This window comes from Pseudomonas sp. R4-34-07, from assembly GCF_003852375.1.
Lineage (GTDB): Bacteria > Pseudomonadota > Gammaproteobacteria > Pseudomonadales > Pseudomonadaceae > Aquipseudomonas.
The window spans coordinates 2,317,791-2,336,925 of the sequence record NZ_CP027760.1 but is presented as its reverse complement, the minus strand read 5'-3'; the positions used below and the strand labels follow the sequence as shown (position 1 = coordinate 2,336,925).

The following is a 19,135-nucleotide window of genomic DNA, read 5'->3' as shown; positions in this document are numbered from 1 at the left end:
TATATCAGTCTTTCTGGTCACGCAGGATATTGCCGGAAGCGCCATCGATACGCGCCTCGTACACGGTGCCGTCAGACTTGCGGCCTTTGACCTCCCAATAGCCATTGTCGTCGGCTTCGGCCGCGTACACCTCAACGTAGCCGGCCTTGGTCTTGGCCACTTCAATGGCCTTTTCGATGGTGATCCAGCCCGCGCCAGGTTTATCGGCCAGGGCGGCGCCCGCACTGAGCAGCGCGGTGGTTGCACACAGTGCGACTAAGGTTTTCTTCAGCATGTTCGTACTCCATTGTGGGAATGTGCTGATTTTTAGGTCGAGCCAAACAAGAATAAGTTCCAATTGATGCGCAATTGCCATGACGGCTGTTCTCGCTGTCCGCTTCGGGAGGTTAGAATGTGCGAAATCAGGATGAGTTAATGAGCGAAAAGCCCCTTACAGAAGCCGAATATGACGCCATCACCGACGCCGCCGCGCATTGGTGCATGCGCATGCATGCGGGCGACTGCACGGCGGCGGAGCGTCAAGCCTTTACCCAATGGCACGATGCGCACCCGCTGCACGCTTTCGAATACGCCGCCATGCTGGAAATCTGGGAAGTGGCCGACCACCTGCCCCGCAGCCCGGCGCCGCCGCTGGTGCTACCGTTCAAGCCACGTTCGCGCTGGCGCACCTACGCGGTCGCAGCCGCGATTTGCCTCGCCGCGTTACCCCTGGCCGCGTTCACTGGCTGGGAAGCCGGCTGGTTGCCCAGTTCCTATAAGCGTTTCGAAGCGGTCAACGGTTTGCGCAACATTACCCTCGGCGATGGCAGCCAGGTGGAGTTGAACCTGGGCACTGAACTGGTCTACAGCCACTACAAGGACCAGCGACGCGTTACGCTGAAAAAGGGTGAAGCATTTTTCAAGGTCAGCCATGACAGCGCCCACCCCTTCATCGTGCACGCGGGGGAAGGCCAGGTGCGGGTGACCGGGACTCAGTTCAACGTGTGGAAATACGAAGACAAGGTCCGGGTGATGCTGCTCGAAGGCTCGGTGCAGATCGCCAGTGACAACCTGCACCCCGGCGTACAACTGAGCCCGGGCATGCAGGCCAGCTATCATCAGGGCGACACCACGCCCGAGGTCCAGGCCTTCAACCCCAATGACAGCGCGCTGGCGTGGCGCACGGGCAAGCTGGTGCTCGATAACCTGGCCCTGGCCGACGCCCTGCCGCTGATCAACCGCTACCTGGACAAACCCGCGATGCTGGCGGACGCGGGCACCGGGACCATTCGCATTGGCGGTATCTACAACCTCAGTGAGGTCAACAACCTCATCCCTTCCTTGCCCAAGGTGCTGCCGGTCTACCTGACCCAGAACCAGGATGGCAACCCTGTACTCAACTCCATTCCGCGTAAAACGCCCAAAGGCTGAGCCTGCGGCTACCTGTCCATTTTTGAAACACCCAACTGCGCTGAATCGCCCAGTGGCTGCGGATTCACGGTTTTGTCATGGGCACTGTTTCACCAGTGATACAACTGGCGCGAGCGGCGGAGCACATCGCGCCGCAGGGCGACTGTCTCACGCGTGAAACACCCCAGCCGATCAATCCTCCAGCGCAACTCGCAATACACTGAATCCAGAAGAAAAATAAAAAGCGGCACGCCTTCTGCTCTTTCCCTGACAACGCTGTTTAGGGTCAGCGTGAATAACAAGGACTGCCGCCGTGAACGCACTCACTCATGCCTCGATAAACGCACTGCTGATCAGTTGCGTGCTCAGTGCTGGCATCAGCCTGCCGAGCCAGGCGGGTGATGGCGTGATCGTGACAGGGCGCACCGTGCAAGGTCATATGTACGGGCGCACCTCGCTTCCGGACCCCTACCCCAACACCGCCAACGCCAACCCCAGCAAAGAAGTGAACAGCGCCATTTCCGGCGAACTCAGCGATGTGGACATCGGCGGTATTCGCAGCGGTTCGAGCCTTGCGCGTTCCCTCCAGCCCAGCGCTAATCAGGCGGGCTTGAGCGCCACGCAAAACGGCATGTCGACCCTGGGCACCGGCGCAGCCGCCGGCCACGGCGCGGGCAGCGGCATGGGTGGGCAGATCAGTGATTCGATCCAGCGCGGCATGAGCCCCTTGAATAACCTCGGCAGCATGATGGGGGGCAAGTGATGAAGCGCCTCGTGCTGATGGTGGCGCTGCTGGGCAGTGCGTCGACGATGGCTGACAACACCGCCGTGATCCAAGGCAGCGGTAACCAGTACGAAGGCGTGCTGTCGATCAACCAGGCGGCCGGTAACCAGCAACAGATGTCCAACAGCCGCGCCATTGTCCTCGGCGGCCAGGCCACCAACCTCAACATCCAGAAACTCGACGGCAACGTCGACCCGTCCTTGAACGCCAAGGCGGCGATCCTGGGCACCTCTTTCAGCAACGGCAACGGCGTGCTGGGCATCAACCAGTCGGCCGGGGCCAATAACCAATCGATCAATGCCGTGCGGATCAGTCTCAATCCTGGCCCGCAAAGCATCGATGACAGCGTCCTGTTGCAACAGAACACGACGCAGTTGACCGACTCAGGGCTCACCCCCACCACTGGCAGCCGCCAGGTCGTGACCAGCGACCAGGCCTTCACCGGCAGCCGAGGAGTGATTCAGGTGAACCAGAGTGCCGGGGTGGGGAACCGAGTGGCTAACACCCTGGGTATCACTATCAAGTGAACGCTTGGTAGCACTGGCTGGACCGTACCAACACTTAACCCAACTAATTAGAAGCAAGGAGAAACACCATGAAACCTCAAATGGCTCTGAAACCAATGGTTTTCGCTCTCGCCGCACTCATGGCTGCCGCCGCTCAAGCAGGCGGTGGCTGGCATCCGGCGCCTCAACCGACTGGTACTGTTGCCGCTGTGGTCACTGACGTACAACAAAGCCAGCACAACAAATTCGACGACACCAACACCGAAAACAATGCCTCTGCCGACGGCTCTGTCACCGGCAACAGCGGTAACGTGGGGGTCAATGCGCAGTCGGGTTCCGGTAACCAGGCTGACAACGCAGGCGCCATTTCCAGCGCCAAGGGCGACTTTGCCACGGTGTTCGCGGTGATCGATGTGGATCAAGGCAGCACCCACAACAATTTCGTCAACAAAGGCACGCAAAACAACGCCTCACTGGACAACTCGGTGAACGGCAACTCCGGTAACGTGGGCTACAACGGCCAGGCCGGGCAAGGCAACCAGGGTAAAAACAACCTGGCAATCACCACCGCTGATGGCAAGAACATCGCAGCGGCTTCCAACACCGAGCAGAACTCGCTCAACAACAGCTACCTCAATAGCGCCACCAGCAGTCATGGCTATGGCAAACCGCAATACGTGTCCAACAACGCCAGCCTCGACAATTCGGTTAACCGCAACTCCGGCAACGTGGGTGTGAACCTGCAATCCGGCGCCGGCAACCAAGGCAGCAACAGCCTGTCGATCGGCCAAGGTTGCAGCGTCTGCGCTAGTGGCGTGCGCTTCTGATCCAACGGGGCCTTGGTAACAAGGCCCTTTTTTATTCCAGTGTCCAACAGGTCATTCGATCATGCGCCTCGCGACCCTCACCCTCCTGATGTTACTCACCGGCCCCGCGTGGGCAGGCACCATGGCGATCTCCGCCATGCCTGGCGGTGCGGTGATTTTCAAGAAGGTCGAGAGCATCCGTGAACGCCGGTTCGCCAACCTGGTGGAACAGAAAACCGATTTCAGCTGCGGTGCCGCGGCACTCGCCACCATCCTGCGCCAGGCTTATTGGCTGGACGTCGACGAAGATCACCTCATCAAAGGCATGCTGCTCACCGCCGATCAGGACCTGGTGCGTACCCAGGGTTTTTCCATGCTGGACATGAAGCGCTACCTCGAAAGCATCGGCATGCGTGCCCGGGGCTACAAGATTGCGCCAGACACCCTGACGACCGTGAAAATCCCGGTGGTGGTGTTGCTGGAAATCCGTGGCTACAAGCACTTCGTGGTGATGCAGCGGGCCGACAAGGACTGGGTGTATATCGGCGACCCGGTGCTGGGCCATAAGCGCTATTCGCGGGATGACTTCGTCAAGGGTTGGAATGGCATCGTGTTCGCCGTATTGGGCGAAGGCTACGACAAGACCAACGTGTTGCTCGACCCGCCTGCGCCGCTGACCGCCAAGAACCAGTTGAACGAGTTCCGGCCCGTAGGCGACGCCGAGCTGATGGATTTCGGTTTTATCCAGAGCGACTTCTTCTAGAAGCGCAATAAGGAGCAGGACGCTCCAGGAGCAAAAGATGAACATTTCCCGTTGGCTGACGGTTTTGTGTCTGGCAGCCTCGATGCCCGCTTATGCTTCATCGGGTTTCAAACCGATCGAACTCAAGGATTCGGAAATGGCCGAGCTGCGCGGCCGCTATGTGATGCCGGGGCGAATCATCAGCTTCGGCATTGTCATGAGCAGCACCTGGACCAATGCCGTGGGCGACAGCATCACCGGCAAGGCCAGCCTGCAGCTCGACAAGGCCACCATCACCCCGCAGTTCTACGTACAAACCACCGGCTCGGCGGGGGCTGGGAGCAACCAGGACATCGGCGCCGGCAATGTGGTCGGCGGCGCGGGCCTTGGCAGTGGCCCGGGTGTGATCCAGAGCGTGCGCACCGCCGGCGATGGCAACACCGCCCACAACACGGTGGGCATCAACGTCACCCAGGACGGCTTTGCCCCTGCCAACATTGTGCAGTCCGGGCAGGTATTGGTGGCCGGCGGCACCGTCAGCGGCGACAGCCCGGCAGGTCATGTCAGCGTGTCGGCCAACCATGGCGGCTTGCAAATGGCGATCCAGGCCAACCACAACCAAGGCAACAGCCTGCAGCAGATCGGCGGCGGGAATGTGCTGCAAGGGACGGTTCTGACCGGCAATAGCAACTTCGTCAACAACATGACCCAACTCAACGTCGTGATGAACAATAACGGTTTGAACAACGGCGCGTTGAACTGCAACCTGGATCAACTCAAAGGCCTACGCACGCTCGGTTATTGAACTACGCTGACCCTCGACACTTACGCATCAAAAAGGACGGCTTATTTCATGCATCGATCGATATCGCTCCGCGCGGTGATCTGTTTAAGTACGCTCTTGCCCGCATCCGTGCTGTATGCCGCACCGGATGCCGATATCGAAACCCTCAAGCGGGAACTCCTGGAACTCAAGCAACGCTACGACGTGCAGCAAAAGGCCCTGGCCGTGCTGGAACAACGTGTGCGCCAGGTGGAAGATCAACCGCAGGCGCCAGCGCCCAGGCGCCTGGCCAAATCCCCCGCCGACTTCAAGAAAGGCGCTACCACCGTCGCCGGCACGGGCGCGGCTGCGGCATCGGGTGGTGCCGGCGGTGGCGGCAGCTCCTACGGCCAGTCACTCAAGGACGACTCCGCCCCCGCGCAAAGCGTGAGCAACCTCTACAACGAGGCCAGCGGCTTTTTCGGCAATGGCAAGTTCAGCTTGGAAACCGGCGTTACCTATGCCCGTTATGACGCTCGCCAGCTGACCCTCAACGGCTTCCTCGCGCTGGACTCGATCTTCCTCGGCAACATCAACCTGGACCGGATCAAATCCGATAGTTGGACCCTGGACCTGACCGGGCGCTACAACGTCGACAATCGCTGGCAGTTCGACCTCAACGTGCCGGTGGTCTACCGCGATTCGACCTATCAGTCCGGCGGCGCCGGCAACGATGCCACGGCCACCTCGGAAGGTTCCGTCACCCGCGACCCGACCATCGGCGACGTCAACTTCGGCGTGGCGTACAAATTCCTCGATGAAACCCCTACCCTGCCGGATGCGGTGGTGTCGGTACGGGTGAAGGCGCCGACGGGTAAAGAGCCGTTTGGCATCAAACTGGTCAAGCAGCCCAACAACGACAACCTGTACATACCGGAAAGCCTGCCGACGGGCAACGGCGTCTGGTCGATCACGCCGGGCATTTCCCTGGTCAAGACCTTCGACCCTGCCGTGCTGTTCGGCTCGCTGTCGTACACCCACAACTTCGAAGACTCGTTCGATGACATCAGCAGTGAGGTCAATCAAAAGGTCGGCGGCAAGGTGCGCCTGGGCGACAGCTTCCAGCTCGGCGTCGGCGTAGCCTTTGCGCTTAACGAGAAGATGAGTATGTCGTTCTCGGTATCAGACTTGATACAGCGCAAAAGCAAACTCAAGCCCGACGGCGGCGACTGGCAGTCGGTGGTCTCCAGCGATGCCAACGCCGGCTACTTCAATGTGGGCATGACGATTGCCGCATCGGATAACCTGACCATCGTGCCGAACCTGGCGATCGGGATGACCGATGATGCGCCGGACTTTACCTTCAGCCTGAAATTCCCGTATTACTTCTGATTGAGGGGCGAACGCTGTTAAATGTTGATGGTGCAGGGTCAGTGACCTGCTGTGTCAACTGACATACCGCTATCGGGGGCAAGCCCCCTCCCACATTTTGATTCGGTTTCGTCAGCTATTTCATGGACAACCAATATTCCCTGTGGGAGGGGGCTTGCTCCCGATGGCGGCCTCAGGGCCGACCAGGATGTTGGATCAGAACGAGTACATATCCGTTGCTGCGGTAACGGCGGCTTAGGGTTCCGCCCTTACGGCGTCTCACTTTTGAAAAGCGCAAAAGTAAGCAAAACGCTCTTGCCCCACCACTCGGCACCTCGCCTAGGCTCGGTGTGCCCGTAATCCGACATTGATTTGGGGGGCCGCCGCCACGCGCCATCCATGGCGCGGGGCGGCTAAACCGGCATCCCTGCCGGTTTACCCCCCAAATCACTATCGGATTCCGGCCAGCGTGGTTTAACGGGGCGCTTAGATCAAAAGCAAGATCACAAGCAAGAGCGGCTCGCTTCGCATCGTGGTTACCGTAGGCTGCTACAAAGTTGTGTAGATACCTATGCCCCGATGGCCCTAGCGAATCTGGTGTTTATGCAGCAACCGGTAGAACGTCGGCCGCGAAATGCCCAGCACGCGGGCGGCGACGCTCAGGTTATCGCTGTGCCGGTGAAGCACATCACACAACGCCTGACGTTCGGCGCGGTGTTTGTAATCTTCCAGTGTCGCCATCGGCAGTGAAGCCGCCTGCTCGCCTTGCAGTCCCAGATCAACCGCTTCGATCTGGCGCCCTTCGGCCAACACCAGGCCACGGCGCACGCGGTTGGCCAACTCACGTACATTGCCTGGCCACAGGTGCTGCCCCATCGCTACCAATGCATCTTCGCTGAAGCTGCGCGGGCGGCGGCCGGTTTCCTGGCTATAGAAGCGCGAAAAGTGATTGGCCAGCATCGCCACGTCACCATGGCGTTCACGCAAGGGGGCCGTGACCACTTGCAGGACGTTCAGGCGGTAATACAGGTCTTCGCGGAAAGTGCCCTTTTCCACGGCGGCCTCAAGGTCTACGTGGGTGGCCGCCAGCACCCGCACATCCACCGGGATAGGCTGGCTGCCGCCGACGCGCTCGATCTGTTTCTCCTGGAGAAAGCGCAACAGGTTGGCTTGCAGTTCCATCGGCAGGTCGCCGATTTCATCGAGGAACAGCGTGCCACCGTGGGCGGCCTCGATGCGTCCGACCTTGCGCTGGTGCGCTCCGGTGAAGGCACCCTTTTCATGACCGAAGAGTTCGGATTGGATCAGGTGTTCCGGAATCGCCCCACAGTTGATCGCCACAAACGGCTTGGCGTGCCGCTGCGATTGCCGGTGCAGGGTCTTGGCCACCAGTTCCTTGCCGGTGCCACTGTCGCCCCGAATCAGTACCGGGGATTCAGTGGGCGCCAACTTCGACAACAACTTGCGCAGTTCACGAATGGGCCGGCTGTCGCCCAGCAGCTCATGCCCAGGCCCACCCACCGGGGTGTTGCCCTTGCCGCGCAGACGCGCCATGCCGAAGGCGCGTCCCAGGGTGACCTGCACCCTCGATACGTCGAACGGCAAGGTGTGAAAGTCAAAGAACCATTCGCAGACGAAATCGCCGACGTTCTGCAGACGCAATACATCCTGGCTGAGTACCGCGATCCACTCGGTGCCGCTACGGCCAATCAGTTCCTTGACGGCTTCGGGGCGCTCCAGATGACACGGCTGCAACCGCAGCAGGCCGACATCGCAGGACCGATCCCCCACCGCTTCCAGGGCACAGCTGTCCACGTCCCATCCGACCGTGCGTAAGCCCGGTAGCAACCCATGGCAATCCGCACACGGGTCGACCACCAGCAAGCGGCGTTGGACGGGGGACACAATCATGAATATTCCTTGGCGTCAGAACAGTAACGTTATTAGAAACAACTGTTTGTGATGACTGACAGGGACCTTAGCAAAATTTTGACGCAGCCTTTGTAACCATTCGCTATAAGTGGGGGCAAAACGCCACCTATGTTTGAACTGTTAACGCCTGGGTTGAGCTTTTAAAACAGCGACTTACATGACATTAGTCAGGAAACATTAAAATTTGTTGCTCTAGCATGTGACCCGTACCCCACCATCGCGCATCAGTACAAGTAACCCACCGCACGGTCAGCCCAACCGCCGGTACTCACTTGAATGGGCATAGAGAGAGACGACCCACATGAACGCTCCGCTGCGCATCAACGAAGCTCTTTTGATTGCAGACCGCGCTTTCCAACCCTTTCAGTGCGTGGCCTGGCACGATGGCAATGGCGCCCTCAGCCTGAGCGTCATTGACCGTACCAATACCCGTATCGGGCGCAAACAGCTGTCCTCGAACACTTACACCGACCCGGCGCAACTGGAAAACCTGTTGTTGCAGGCGCGTGCCGAGCTCGACAAAGATGGCTACAAGTTGCAACAGTGGGCAATGCCCAAGTAAGTCGGCAGGTTAACTTCCGATCACTGCACTCGCGTGATCGGAAGTTGGACTTACTTATCGCGCGGTCAGCATAAATCGCTCGAACGCTTCAGCAGCGCCATCCTCGACATTACTGCCGGTGACGACGCTGGCCTGACGCTTGACGGTTTCTTCCGCCTGGCCCATTGCGATCGATAAACCGGCCACCTGGAACATCGCCGGGTCGTTGCCGCCGTCACCAATGGCCGCCGTTTGCGCAAGCGGCACCCCAAGGTGCGCCGCAATGGTCTTCAAAGCCTCGCCTTTATTGGCCAGCATCGCCGTCACATCCAGGTAAACCGGCTGCGAACGCGAGACCTGGGCCAAGCCCTGTACCTTGGGCTGCAATTGCGCCTCCAGCTCCACCAGCAATTGCGTGTTGTTGCTGGCGGCGACAATCTTGTCGACCCGGTCCAGGTACGGCTCGAAACTCTCGACCACCACCGGCCCGTACCCCAGGCCATCGGCTTCGCGCTGCACCATCGGCCCGGGCGGGTCACGACGCAGCCAATCGCCGTCGGCGAACACCCACACTTCCACGTCCGGCTCGGCGGAAAACAGCGCCAAAGTCACCAGGGCTGCTTCCGCCGGCAGATGGTGGGCCACCAGGATGCTGCCATCCGGGTTGATCAACGTGCCGCCATTGAAGCCCGCCACCGGCACGTCGATACCGAAGGTCTCGATCAAATGCAGCATGGCCTTGGGTGGCCGCCCGCTGGCCAGGCTGAAAAACACCCCGGCCTCACGCAGCGCGCGCACCGCATCGGCGGTGCGCTGGCTCAGGCTGTGATCCGGATGCAGCAACGTGCCGTCCACGTCACTGAGGATAAAGCGGATGGGATGAATCGCTGCATCACTCATCCGAGGCTGTGCCAGGTGCGGCCATCACGGGCCAGCAAGGTGTCAGCCGCCGCCGGGCCATCTTCGCCGGCCTTGTAGGTCTGGATACCGTCATCTTCTTTCCAGGCATCCAGGAACGGCTGCACGGCCCGCCAGCCGTTCTCGATGTTGTCGGCGCGCTGGAACAAAGTCTGGTCGCCAGTCATGCAGTCGTAGATCAGCGTCTCGTAACCGGTCGACGGTTGCATCTCGAAGAAGTCCTTGTAGTCGAAGCCCAGTTCGATATTGGCCATCTCCAGGGTCGGCCCAGGCTTTTTCGCCAGCAGGTCGAACCACATGCCTTCGTTCGGCTGGATCTGGATCTTCAGGTAAGTAGGCTTGAGCTCATCGACCTCGGTGTCGCGAAATTGCGCGTAAGGCGCCTGCTTGAAGCAGATCACGATCTCGGTGTCGCGGATGCTCATGCGTTTGCCGGTACGCAAGTAGAACGGCACGCCGACCCAGCGCCAGTTGTCGATCATCACCTTCAGCGCAACGAAGGTCTCGGTGCTGCTGTCGGGCGCGACGTTGGCTTCTTCACGGTAACCCGGCAGCGACTTGCCGGCGATTTCACCGGCGGTGTACTGGCCGCGAACGGAATTGGCCCGCGCATCTTCCAGGGACCAGGGGCGGATTGCCCCCACCACCTTGGCCTTCTCCCCGCGCACCGCGTCGGCACCGAAGGCTGCAGGCGGTTCCATGGCAACCATGGCCAGCAACTGGAACAGGTGGTTGGGCACCATATCTCGCAGGGTGCCGGTTTTTTCGAAGAAACTGCCGCGGGTTTCCACGCCGACCGTTTCCGCAGCGGTGATTTGCACATGATCGATGTAGTGATTGTTCCAGAACGCTTCGAACAGCACGTTGGAAAAACGGCTGATCAGGATGTTCTGCACCGTTTCCTTGCCCAGGTAATGGTCGATGCGATAGATCTGTTTCTCGCTCATCACCTTGAGCAGGCACGCATTCAAGGCTTCGGCGGAGGCCAGGTCGGAACCGAACGGTTTCTCGATGACCACGCGGCGAAAGCCCTCCTCGGTTTCATTGAGCAACCCGGCGCTGCCCAGGCGTTGCACCACTTCACTGAAGAAGCGCGGTGCGGTCGCGAGGTAGAACACGGCATTGGCGGTGCCGCTGTCGGCAATTTTCTGCGCGATATCCGCGTAGGTGCTGTCGTCGAGGAAGTCGCCCTCGACGTAGCTGATGCCTTTGGCCAACTGGGCCCACAGGTGTGGATCCAGCGCATTGTCGGCATTACCCCGGACTTTGCTGGCCGCCTCGGTGCGAATGAAATCCTCGAGCTTCTTGGCAAAGTCCGCGTCGCTGACGGCGTTGTGATCAACGCCCACGATACGCAGGCCATCGCCCAGCAACCCGTCGCGGCTCAGGTTATACAGCGCCGGCATCAGCAGGCGCTTGACCAGGTCGCCATGGGCGCCAAACAGGAACAATGTAGTGGGTGGAGCGGGTTCGGCCTTGGGTTTCTTGCCGTTGGCGGTCATTTTTTGGAAGTCTCCACGTGGCCGCCAAAGCCGAAGCGCATGGCCGAGAGCATTTTGTCACCGTAGGTGCTCTGCTGGCGCGAACGGAAACGGGCGAACAGCGAGGTAGACAGCACCGGTACCGGCACCGCTTGCTCCATGGCCGCTTCGATGGTCCAGCGGCCTTCGCCACTGTCGGCCACGGAGCCGGAGTAGCCGTCGAGTTTCGGGTCGGTGGCCAGGGCATCGGCGGTCAGGTCCAGCAGCCACGACGACACCACGCTGCCACGGCGCCAGACTTCGGCGATGTCGGCCACGTTCAGGTCGAAGCGCTGATCTTCAGGCAGGTTTTCCGAGTTCTTGGTCTTGAGGATGTCAAAACCTTCGGCAAACGCCTGCATCATTCCGTATTCAATGCCGTTATGGATCATCTTGACGAAGTGACCGGAGCCCGCTGGGCCAGCATGGATATAACCCTGCTCGGCACGTGGGTCGGCAGAAGCCGAACGGTCCTTGGTGCGAGGGATACTGCCGATACCGGGAGCGAGGCTCTTGAAGATCGGGTCGAGGCGCTGCACGGTTTCAACGTCGCCGCCGATCATCATGCAGTAGCCACGTTCCAGGCCCCAGACACCGCCGGAAGTGCCGACGTCAACATAGTGCAGGCCCTTTTCCGCCAGGGCCTTGCCGCGACGCACGTCGTCCTTGTAATTGGTATTGCCGCCGTCGATGATCACGTCACCGCTTTCCAGCAGCTCACTGAGTTCATTGATGGTGTCTTCGGTCGGCGCGCCCGCCGGCAGCATTACCCATACCGCGCGCGGCTTTTGCAGGCCGGCCACCAGGGCCTCCAGCCCGGCGACGCCAGTGGCGCCCTCCTCGCTCAAGCCCTTTACGAATGCTTCATTACGGTCATAAACAACGGTGGAATGCCCATTGAGCATCAGGCGCCGCGCAATATTACCGCCCATGCGGCCTAGTCCGATAATCCCCAGTTGCATGTGCTGATGCTCCTAACTGCAAAAAAATGTGTGACATAGTTTATAGCGCAATGAGGCTAATGAGGGTTAGTCCAGAGCGGATCCGTGTAGTTTCATGGCAAAAAAGTTGCCATCATTTCACCATCACCCCTGGAAAAGTCACACGACCACCAAAAATAAAAAAGTTCCCTTGGTGTGAAAAAGAATTCAGACTTACCTCCGACTGTTGCCGCGAACCGATTCGGCAGCGCCGTTGACCGCTATTTGCGAGGTAAGCAATGAGCACAGCACAGATGACCCGACCGCCTCAGACCCTCTACGTCAGCATCCGCCGCGATGAATTGCGCCAGTTGAAGGACGAGCGCGATCAGTTGCAACAGGAAGTCCTGCGTCTGCGTTCACATCTGCAGGCCCAGCTTGAACTGCCGTCCGGCGCCAAGCCCGCGCTCTGCTGACCCGCCCTGGCGAGCCTGTAAGGCAATACCTACAGAAAACTCACAAAGTTTTCACACACTTATCCCGATACTCCCGCCCGCGATGCCGCTCACTTTCTGGGCGGCCCGATGTCGCGCGCCTGTGCGCGACGATTATTTTCTGATGGGGCGCTGGATGGCGATGTTCAAACGCAGCACGACGACTGCGAAAGGCTTTGATTGGGCCGGCCTTGGCTGGTTATTCCTGTTTTTCTGGTATTTCTCTGGGATTACCCAACTTCTTATCCAACTGACGGGCACGTCCGGCTTCAGCGGTTTCCGCCAGGCGTTCTTCATGAGTGCGCTGTGGCTGGCGCCGATGTTGCTGTTCCCCCGGCAAACACGCCTGCTCGCTGCCTTGATCGGCGTGGTGCTGTGGGCCTGTTCCATGGCCAGCCTGGGTTATTTCTTCATTTACCAGCAGGAATTTTCCCAGAGCGTCATCTTCATCATGTTCGAGTCGAACATTTCTGAAGCGGGCGAATACGCCACCCAGTACTTTGCCTGGTGGATCGTGCTGGCGTTCATCGCCCACACCGCCTTCGCGGTTTTCCTGTGGACACGCCTGCGCCCGGTGTACTTGCCTCGCGGTCAGTCGATCGTGGCTGCAATCGCCATTGTGTTGGCCGTGGTCGGCTACCCGTTGGTCAAGCAGATCGCCACCAGCGAAACCATGGAACTGGCCATTGACCGCTTCGAAACCCGGATCGAACCGGCCGTGCCGTGGCAGATGATCGTCGCCTACCGCCGCTACACCGAACAGCTGGACAATATGCAAGGCATGCTGACCAGTGCCAGCCAGATCCCACCGCTGAAGAACCTCAAGGACAGCATGGCCGGCCAGCCGTCCACCCTGGTGCTGGTGATCGGCGAGTCCACCAACCGCCAGCGCATGAGCCTGTATGGTTACCCGCGTAACACCACGCCGGAACTGGACAAGCTGCGCGACCAACTGGCGGTGTTCGACAACGTCATTACACCGCGCCCGTACACCATCGAAGCGCTGCAGCAGGTACTGACCTTCGCCGACGAAGAAAACCCGGACCTGTACCTCAAGACGCCGTCGATCGTCAGCGTGATGAAACAGGCCGGCTACAAGACCTTCTGGATCACCAACCAGCAAACCATGACCAAGCGCAACACCATGCTCACGACCTTTTCCGAACAGGCCGACGAGCAGGTGTACCTCAACAACAACCGGAACCAGAACGCCCGTCAATACGACGGCGATGTACTGGCCCCGTTTTCCAAGGCCCTGGCCGATACCGCCGAGCGCAAGTTCATCGTGGTGCATCTGCTGGGCACGCACATGAGCTACCAGTACCGTTATCCACAGTCGTTCGACAAGTTCACCGACCGCCAGGGCGTGCCGCCCGGTGTCAGCGATGCACAGCTGCCGACGTACAACAGCTATGACAACGCGGTGCTATACAACGATTTCGTGGTGTCGAGCCTGATCAAGGACTACGCCAAGACCGACCCCAACGGCTTCCTGCTGTACCTGTCGGACCACGGCGAAGACGTGTTCGACTCGGCCGGCCATGACACCCTGGGCCGTAACGAAGGCAAGCCGACCGCGCCGATGTACACCATTCCCTTCATGGCCTACGCCTCGCCCAAGTGGCGCGAAAGCCACGATTGGAGCTTCGCCGGCGACCTGCAACGGCCTTACAGCAGTTCGCAGTTGATCCACACCTGGGCGGACCTGGCAGGTTTGAGTTTCGATGAACTGGACCGCAGCAAAAGCCTGGTCAGCGACAGCTTCAAGCCGCGCCCCTTGCTGATCGGCAACCCTTACGAGACCAAGCAGAAGGCCTTGATTGACTTCAGTCTGATCAAGCCGAAAAAGGCCGACAGTACCGACGTGGTGGTCAAGTGACCCAGCGGCCTGTAACAAGAAGATAACAATCATTCTCGTTTAAGCCTAAAGATCCTCGTCTCCTTTCGTCTTTGAGCCATACCCACCCCATCCGGGGCGGTCTCAAAGACGACAAGGAGTTTGCCGCGATGCTCGCGCCGTTTACCCGTTCCATCACCTTTACCCTTGGCCTGTTCAGCCTTGCGCTGAGCCCTGAACTGCTGGCCGAAACCGATCCCGAACACGCCCCCGCCAACGCTCTCGAACTGGGCGCCACCACTGTCACCGCCGAAGGCCTGGGTGCGACCACCGAGCACACCGGCGCCTACACCACCGGCTCCATGAACACCGCCACGCGCCTGAACCTGTCGATCAAGGAAACCCCGCAATCGATCTCGGTGATCACGCGCCAGCAGATGGACGACTTCAACCTCAACACGCTGACCGACGTGCTGCGCCAGACCACCGGCGTCAACGTCCAGCACAACGATTCGGACCGCGTGTCCTACACCTCCCGTGGCTACGGCATCAACAACTTCCAGATTGACGGAATGCTCAACACCTTCGGCTACATGAAGAGCGACGCCGACACCATCATCTACGACCGGATCGAAGTAGTTCGCGGCGCCACCGGCCTGACGACGGGTGCGGGCGACCCCTCGGCCACCGTCAACATGGTACGCAAGCGCCCTACCGCCCAATGGCAGGCGCAAACCGGGATCAGCGGCGCTACCCATGACAACTACTACAGCTACCTCGACGTCGGCGGCCCGCTGGCCTTCGACGGCAAACTGCGCGGGCGCAGCGTCCTGGCCTACCGTGACAGCAAATCCTTTCGCGACAACTATGCCCTGCAGCGGGCGGTCGGCTACGGCATTCTCGAAGGCGACCTTTCCGACGACACCGTGCTGGCCGTAGGCTTTGATTACCAGGACAAGCAGGTACAAGGCACCTCCTGGGGCACCGTGCCGTACTGGAACAGCCAGGGCGGCAAAGCGGGCCTGTCGCGCTCCACCAATATGGCGGCGCACTGGAGTTCCTGGCCACTGACCGACAAAACCACCTTCGCCACCCTCGATCATCGGCTGGGCGGCGACTGGCACCTGAAGGCGGCCTACACCCATCGCCAGAGCGATACCGATGGAAAGGTGTATTACGGCGGCGCGGGGTTCCCCAATGCCGACCGCAGCGGCATGACGGCCTGGGCCAGCCATATGCGCGGCACCTCGAGAATGGAAGCCATCGACCTCAACCTGGCCGGCAGCTACGCGCTGCTGGGCCGTGAACACGCGCTGATGATGGGTTATGGCGAGGCCGCGCAGCGCGACAGTTCGCCCTTCATGCGCACTGACCTGCCCTCCAGCTACTACTCCATCGAGGACTGGAAACACATGGGCGGCATCGGCAAGTTCAGCGATTACGTCACCGACCTCAAGGGTGAACACAGCAAGAAACAACAGAAAGCCGGTTACCTCGCGACTCGACTGAGCCTGACTGACCGCCTGCACGCCGTACTCGGCAGCCGCTACGGCAGTTGGGAACTGCAAAGCGCTACCCCCAAATACGACGCCAACGATCAACTGACCGCGTCCGGCAAAACCGGGCAAACCCATAACGACATGTGGACGCCCTACGCCGGGCTGCTTTACGACATCACGCCGCAATACACCGTCTACGCGAGCTACACCGACATTTTCAAGCCGCAGGATGCGCGTGATGCCAACAAGAAATACCTGGAACCGGTGGTGGGCAGCAACTATGAGGTGGGGCTCAAGGGCAGCGTTCTCAACGAGCGTCTGAACCTGGCCGCCGCGTATTTCTGGAGCACCCAGGACAACGTCGCCGAGCGGGACGACTCGGTGCCGCGCAACCCGGCCACCGGCGAGGAGTACTACAAGTCCGGCGGCAAGGGCAACAAGGTGAAGGGCTTCGAGCTGGAAGCGGCGGGGGAAATCACCCCGGACTGGAACCTGACTGCGGGCTACACCTACACCCATTCGGTGAATGGTGCAGGCACACGCAACAACACCGGCCAGCCGTTGAACCTGTTGAAGTTATCCAGCGCTTACCGCCTGCCGGGGGCCTGGCGCAACCTTACCGTGGGCGGCGCGGTGAGTTGGCAGAGCGAGATGTATGACTTCGGCGACCGCCCCACGGGGGCGCGCAACAGCGAAGGCAGACCGATAACCACGCGGGAGAAAATCACGCAACAGGGCTACACCGTGGTCAACCTGATGTCGCGCTACCAGTTCGATGAACATGTTACGGCGTCGGTTAATGTCAACAATCTATTTGATAAGAAATATTACGAACGCGTTGGCTTTTATAACGGCGTGTATTGGGGCGATCCACGTTCGGTCACGCTGGCACTTGACTGGCGGCTATAACGGCCCCTGGCGAAGTTAACAAAATTGTCAACTTCGCAGGTGAACTTCGTTAATTCCCACTTAATAGGATAACGCCATAGTCGCCCCACGATCAGATCAGGGAGTGACCGATCACCTATCAATCTAAATGGGAATACCGCCATGAAACTTTCGACCTTGATGCTCGCCAGCCTGATGACCCTGACCTCTGCCGCCGCCTTTGCAGAAGGCGGCTCAGAGCGCTCGAAAGAGTTCTACAACAACTTCAGCTTCATTCAGGAAAAAACCCACGGCAAGGCTGAACAACAAGTTGCGTCCGCCGATGGTAAACCGGTTAAAGCCACCACTGCCGAAACAGCACAACCCAATAGTTAATTAATGTTGAGTTAATCCGCAACACCCTCTGCCATTCCGCTCCCTTGGCAAAGGTTTATCAGGCGCCATTCAATGGCGCCTTTTTTTATCCTGCTTTTATTACAGCGCCTTGCTCCGGAACAACATGCGGCCATGGGCGGGATCAAATACCGAATCGTCGAAACCGAACTTGCGATACGCCGACTGTGCCAACTCATTGCCTTCAAGCACTTCCAGGGTGATCTTGCAGCAGCCGCGCTGCCGGGCGATTTCCTCGACCTTTTGCAGCATCTTCTGGCTCAATCCCAAGCCACGAAACTGTTTCGCCACCACCACATCATGAACGTTGACCAAAGGCCGACAAGCGAATGTCGAGAAGCCCTCGAAGCAATTGACCAGCCCGGCTGGCTCACCCCCGACAAACGCCAGCACACTGAACGCATAGGGGCGCTTGGCCAGTTCCCCAGGCAATTGCTGCAACAGGTCGGCTTGCAAGGTGTGGCCGCCGCCCATTGGATCTTCAGCATAGTGGTTGAGCAACGAGCCGATGGCGTCGGCGTGCACGGCGTTGGTGTAGCTGGCTTGCAGCACCAGGATGTCTGGGGTGTCCATTTCCGTCCTCGATAGCGACAACCAGGGAATCGATTCCCTTTGAGAGGGGTGATTGTAAGCGTGGATGCGGCAGCAGATGAAGGCGATTAACGACAAATGCCTGACAGAAAACGCCCAGGTTGCAGGCATCCAAAGCCCTGGCCGAGGTCAGGCGCCGAAGCGCTGCAGCTGCATTTCTCGCAAGCGGCTCAAGGTGCGACGAAAAGGAAACGCCAGGTAGCCTTCGGTATACAGACGCTCCAGCGGCACCTGAGCCTCGATGAACAACGGCACCTTGCGGTCGTAACATTCATCCACCAGCGCGATAAAGCGTCGCACGCTGTCGTCGTGCACCGACAGCTGCGGCAAGTGACGGTCCCCTGCGACAACGCGCTCGGCCCCGTCTTCGGTACCACGGGCGATCCGCCCCGGGCGCTGCGGTGCGCTGAGGTTGGGCACCTGCGCCAGCAGGATGGCCTTGAAGCGATCACACAGCAGCATGAAATCCATCGCGGCCAGCGGCTGCTCGCAAAGCTCGGCGTAGCGGCACCACAGTACCGCGTCACTGGCCTGCACCGCCGTAATCGTGCGATGACCCACGTTCACCACCCTCCCCTCGCTGACCGTTTGCCCCGCGCTCAGTTGCTTGAACACCGTGGCCAGTGCCTCGGGCTGATTCACCCAGTAGCGTTGCAGGCCCACACCGGCGCGCAAGCGATGATCCTCGCCACCGTCCACCGCCACCACCCGCATATGCTGCTTGATCGCCGCGATCCCCGGCAGGAACCGTTCACGGTTGAAACCCTCGGCGTACAGCTGCTCAGGCGGTTGATTGGATGTGCAGACCATCACTACGCCCTCCTCGAACATCACCTGGAACAGGCGGCCGAGAATGATCGCGTCACCGATGTCATTGACGAACAACTCATCGAAACACAGCACGCGCACGTCCCGGCTCAGTTCCCGCGCCAACGCCTGCAGCGGGTCCTTGATACCGCTGAGCTGGAACGAGCGCTGGTGTACCCAGCCCATGAAGTGATGAAAATGCTGACGCCGCGCCGGCACGCGCAAGCTGTTATAGAACTGGTCCATCAACCAGGTCTTGCCGCGCCCCACCGGCCCCCACAGGTAAACGCCGGCAATCGGCGAATGGCCTTGGTGCAAGGCCTGGTGACAGGTTTGCAACGCCTGCACCGCCGCGTGCTGGGCGTCGTCCGGCACGAAACCCTGCTGGGCGATGGCATCTTGATAGGCGACGAGCGGCGAGTCGAAAGTCATGG

Annotated in this window: 19 protein-coding genes; 12 read left to right on the top strand and 7 right to left on the bottom strand. The window is 59.9% G+C overall.

Translation table 11 applies throughout. The features are described 5' to 3' along the window. Positions 1 to 4 precede the first annotated feature (4 nt). Positions 5 to 274 carry a PepSY domain-containing protein gene (locus C4J85_RS10855; protein ID WP_016979404.1) on the bottom strand — a complete coding sequence of 90 codons (270 nt, stop codon included), beginning with the start codon at positions 272 to 274 and terminating at the stop codon, positions 5 to 7. Between the two features lie 140 nt (positions 275 to 414). Here C4J85_RS10855 and C4J85_RS10850 point away from each other — a divergent pair, with 140 nt between their 5' ends. The 7 genes from C4J85_RS10850 to C4J85_RS10820 all read left to right on the top strand — a co-directional run bounded on the left by C4J85_RS10850 (position 415) and on the right by C4J85_RS10820 (position 6,382). Beyond that, entirely contained in the window at positions 415 to 1,410 is a 996-nt protein-coding gene (locus C4J85_RS10850; protein ID WP_124409563.1) for a FecR family protein, read from the top strand. 292 nt (positions 1,411 to 1,702) lie between these two features. Next, on the top strand, positions 1,703 to 2,152 hold the full coding sequence (locus C4J85_RS10845; protein ID WP_124409562.1) for a hypothetical protein: 450 nt from the start codon (positions 1,703 to 1,705) through the stop codon (positions 2,150 to 2,152). Continuing rightward, positions 2,152 to 2,700, top strand: coding sequence for an adhesin (locus C4J85_RS10840; protein WP_124362393.1), 549 nt, complete (start codon positions 2,152 to 2,154; stop codon positions 2,698 to 2,700). Before C4J85_RS10845 ends, C4J85_RS10840 begins: the two co-directional genes overlap by 1 nt. Positions 2,701 to 2,768: 68 nt before the next feature. Further along, complete coding sequence (locus C4J85_RS10835; RefSeq protein ID WP_124409561.1) at positions 2,769 to 3,506, top strand: hypothetical protein; 738 nt, start codon at positions 2,769 to 2,771, stop codon at positions 3,504 to 3,506. Between the two features lie 61 nt (positions 3,507 to 3,567). Continuing rightward, the gene (locus C4J85_RS10830; protein ID WP_124409560.1) at positions 3,568 to 4,248 is read left to right on the top strand and encodes a C39 family peptidase; all 681 of its coding nucleotides are present in this window, start codon (positions 3,568 to 3,570) and stop codon (positions 4,246 to 4,248) included. Positions 4,249 to 4,285: 37 nt separating this feature from the next. Then, positions 4,286 to 5,032 (top strand): hypothetical protein, encoded by a 747-nt coding sequence (locus C4J85_RS10825; RefSeq protein WP_124409559.1) that lies wholly within the window; start codon positions 4,286 to 4,288, stop codon positions 5,030 to 5,032. 48 nt (positions 5,033 to 5,080) lie between these two features. Next, positions 5,081 to 6,382 carry an autotransporter outer membrane beta-barrel domain-containing protein gene (locus C4J85_RS10820; RefSeq protein ID WP_124406906.1) on the top strand — a complete coding sequence of 434 codons (1,302 nt, stop codon included), beginning with the start codon at positions 5,081 to 5,083 and terminating at the stop codon, positions 6,380 to 6,382. A gap of 564 nt (positions 6,383 to 6,946) precedes the next feature. On the opposite strand, the gene C4J85_RS10815 is transcribed toward C4J85_RS10820, so the two are convergent. After that, entirely contained in the window at positions 6,947 to 8,272 is a 1,326-nt protein-coding gene (locus C4J85_RS10815; RefSeq protein WP_124406905.1) for a sigma-54 dependent transcriptional regulator, read from the bottom strand. 322 nt (positions 8,273 to 8,594) lie between these two features. Between C4J85_RS10815 and C4J85_RS10810 the strand changes: the two genes are divergently transcribed. Further along, positions 8,595 to 8,855, top strand: a complete 261-nt coding sequence (locus C4J85_RS10810; RefSeq protein WP_124366636.1) for a hypothetical protein — start codon at positions 8,595 to 8,597, stop codon at positions 8,853 to 8,855. A 54-nt stretch (positions 8,856 to 8,909) separates the two neighbouring features. Here C4J85_RS10810 and C4J85_RS10805 read toward each other — a convergent pair whose 3' ends face one another. From C4J85_RS10805 to gnd, 3 genes are read right to left on the bottom strand one after another with little or no spacing between them, the layout of a single operon-like run. Continuing rightward, positions 8,910 to 9,734, bottom strand: coding sequence for an HAD family hydrolase (locus C4J85_RS10805; RefSeq protein ID WP_124362386.1), 825 nt, complete (start codon positions 9,732 to 9,734; stop codon positions 8,910 to 8,912). Further along, positions 9,731 to 11,254 (bottom strand): glucose-6-phosphate dehydrogenase, encoded by a 1,524-nt coding sequence (zwf, locus tag C4J85_RS10800; protein WP_124362385.1) that lies wholly within the window; start codon positions 11,252 to 11,254, stop codon positions 9,731 to 9,733. Before zwf ends, C4J85_RS10805 begins: the two co-directional genes overlap by 4 nt. Next, positions 11,251 to 12,234: a phosphogluconate dehydrogenase (NAD(+)-dependent, decarboxylating) gene (gnd, locus tag C4J85_RS10795; protein WP_124362384.1), complete on the bottom strand. Its 984-nt coding sequence runs from the start codon at positions 12,232 to 12,234 to the stop codon at positions 11,251 to 11,253. Before gnd ends, zwf begins: the two co-directional genes overlap by 4 nt. Before the next feature lie 257 nt (positions 12,235 to 12,491). On the opposite strand from gnd, the gene C4J85_RS27480 reads away from it, so the two are divergent. The 4 genes from C4J85_RS27480 to C4J85_RS10780 all read left to right on the top strand — a co-directional run bounded on the left by C4J85_RS27480 (position 12,492) and on the right by C4J85_RS10780 (position 17,285). Then, a complete protein-coding gene (locus C4J85_RS27480) occupies positions 12,492 to 12,668 on the top strand; it encodes a DUF6026 family protein (RefSeq protein ID WP_163003427.1) in 177 nt (58 codons plus the stop codon). A 154-nt stretch (positions 12,669 to 12,822) separates the two neighbouring features. Then, positions 12,823 to 14,565, top strand: coding sequence for a phosphoethanolamine transferase CptA (locus tag C4J85_RS10790; RefSeq protein WP_124409558.1), 1,743 nt, complete (start codon positions 12,823 to 12,825; stop codon positions 14,563 to 14,565). A gap of 128 nt (positions 14,566 to 14,693) precedes the next feature. Then, positions 14,694 to 16,931, top strand: coding sequence for a TonB-dependent siderophore receptor (locus C4J85_RS10785; protein WP_124409557.1), 2,238 nt, complete (start codon positions 14,694 to 14,696; stop codon positions 16,929 to 16,931). Between the two features lie 141 nt (positions 16,932 to 17,072). Next, positions 17,073 to 17,285: a hypothetical protein gene (locus C4J85_RS10780; protein ID WP_124362381.1), complete on the top strand. Its 213-nt coding sequence runs from the start codon at positions 17,073 to 17,075 to the stop codon at positions 17,283 to 17,285. Positions 17,286 to 17,384: 99 nt separating this feature from the next. Here the strand turns inward: C4J85_RS10780 and C4J85_RS10775 are convergent, their stop codons facing one another. Together C4J85_RS10775 and zapE are read right to left on the bottom strand one after the other, a co-directional pair. Then, positions 17,385 to 17,876: a GNAT family N-acetyltransferase gene (locus tag C4J85_RS10775; RefSeq protein WP_124409556.1), complete on the bottom strand. Its 492-nt coding sequence runs from the start codon at positions 17,874 to 17,876 to the stop codon at positions 17,385 to 17,387. A 147-nt stretch (positions 17,877 to 18,023) separates the two neighbouring features. Then, complete coding sequence (zapE, locus tag C4J85_RS10770) at positions 18,024 to 19,133, bottom strand: cell division protein ZapE (RefSeq protein WP_124409555.1); 1,110 nt, start codon at positions 19,131 to 19,133, stop codon at positions 18,024 to 18,026. Positions 19,134 to 19,135 lie beyond the last annotated feature (2 nt).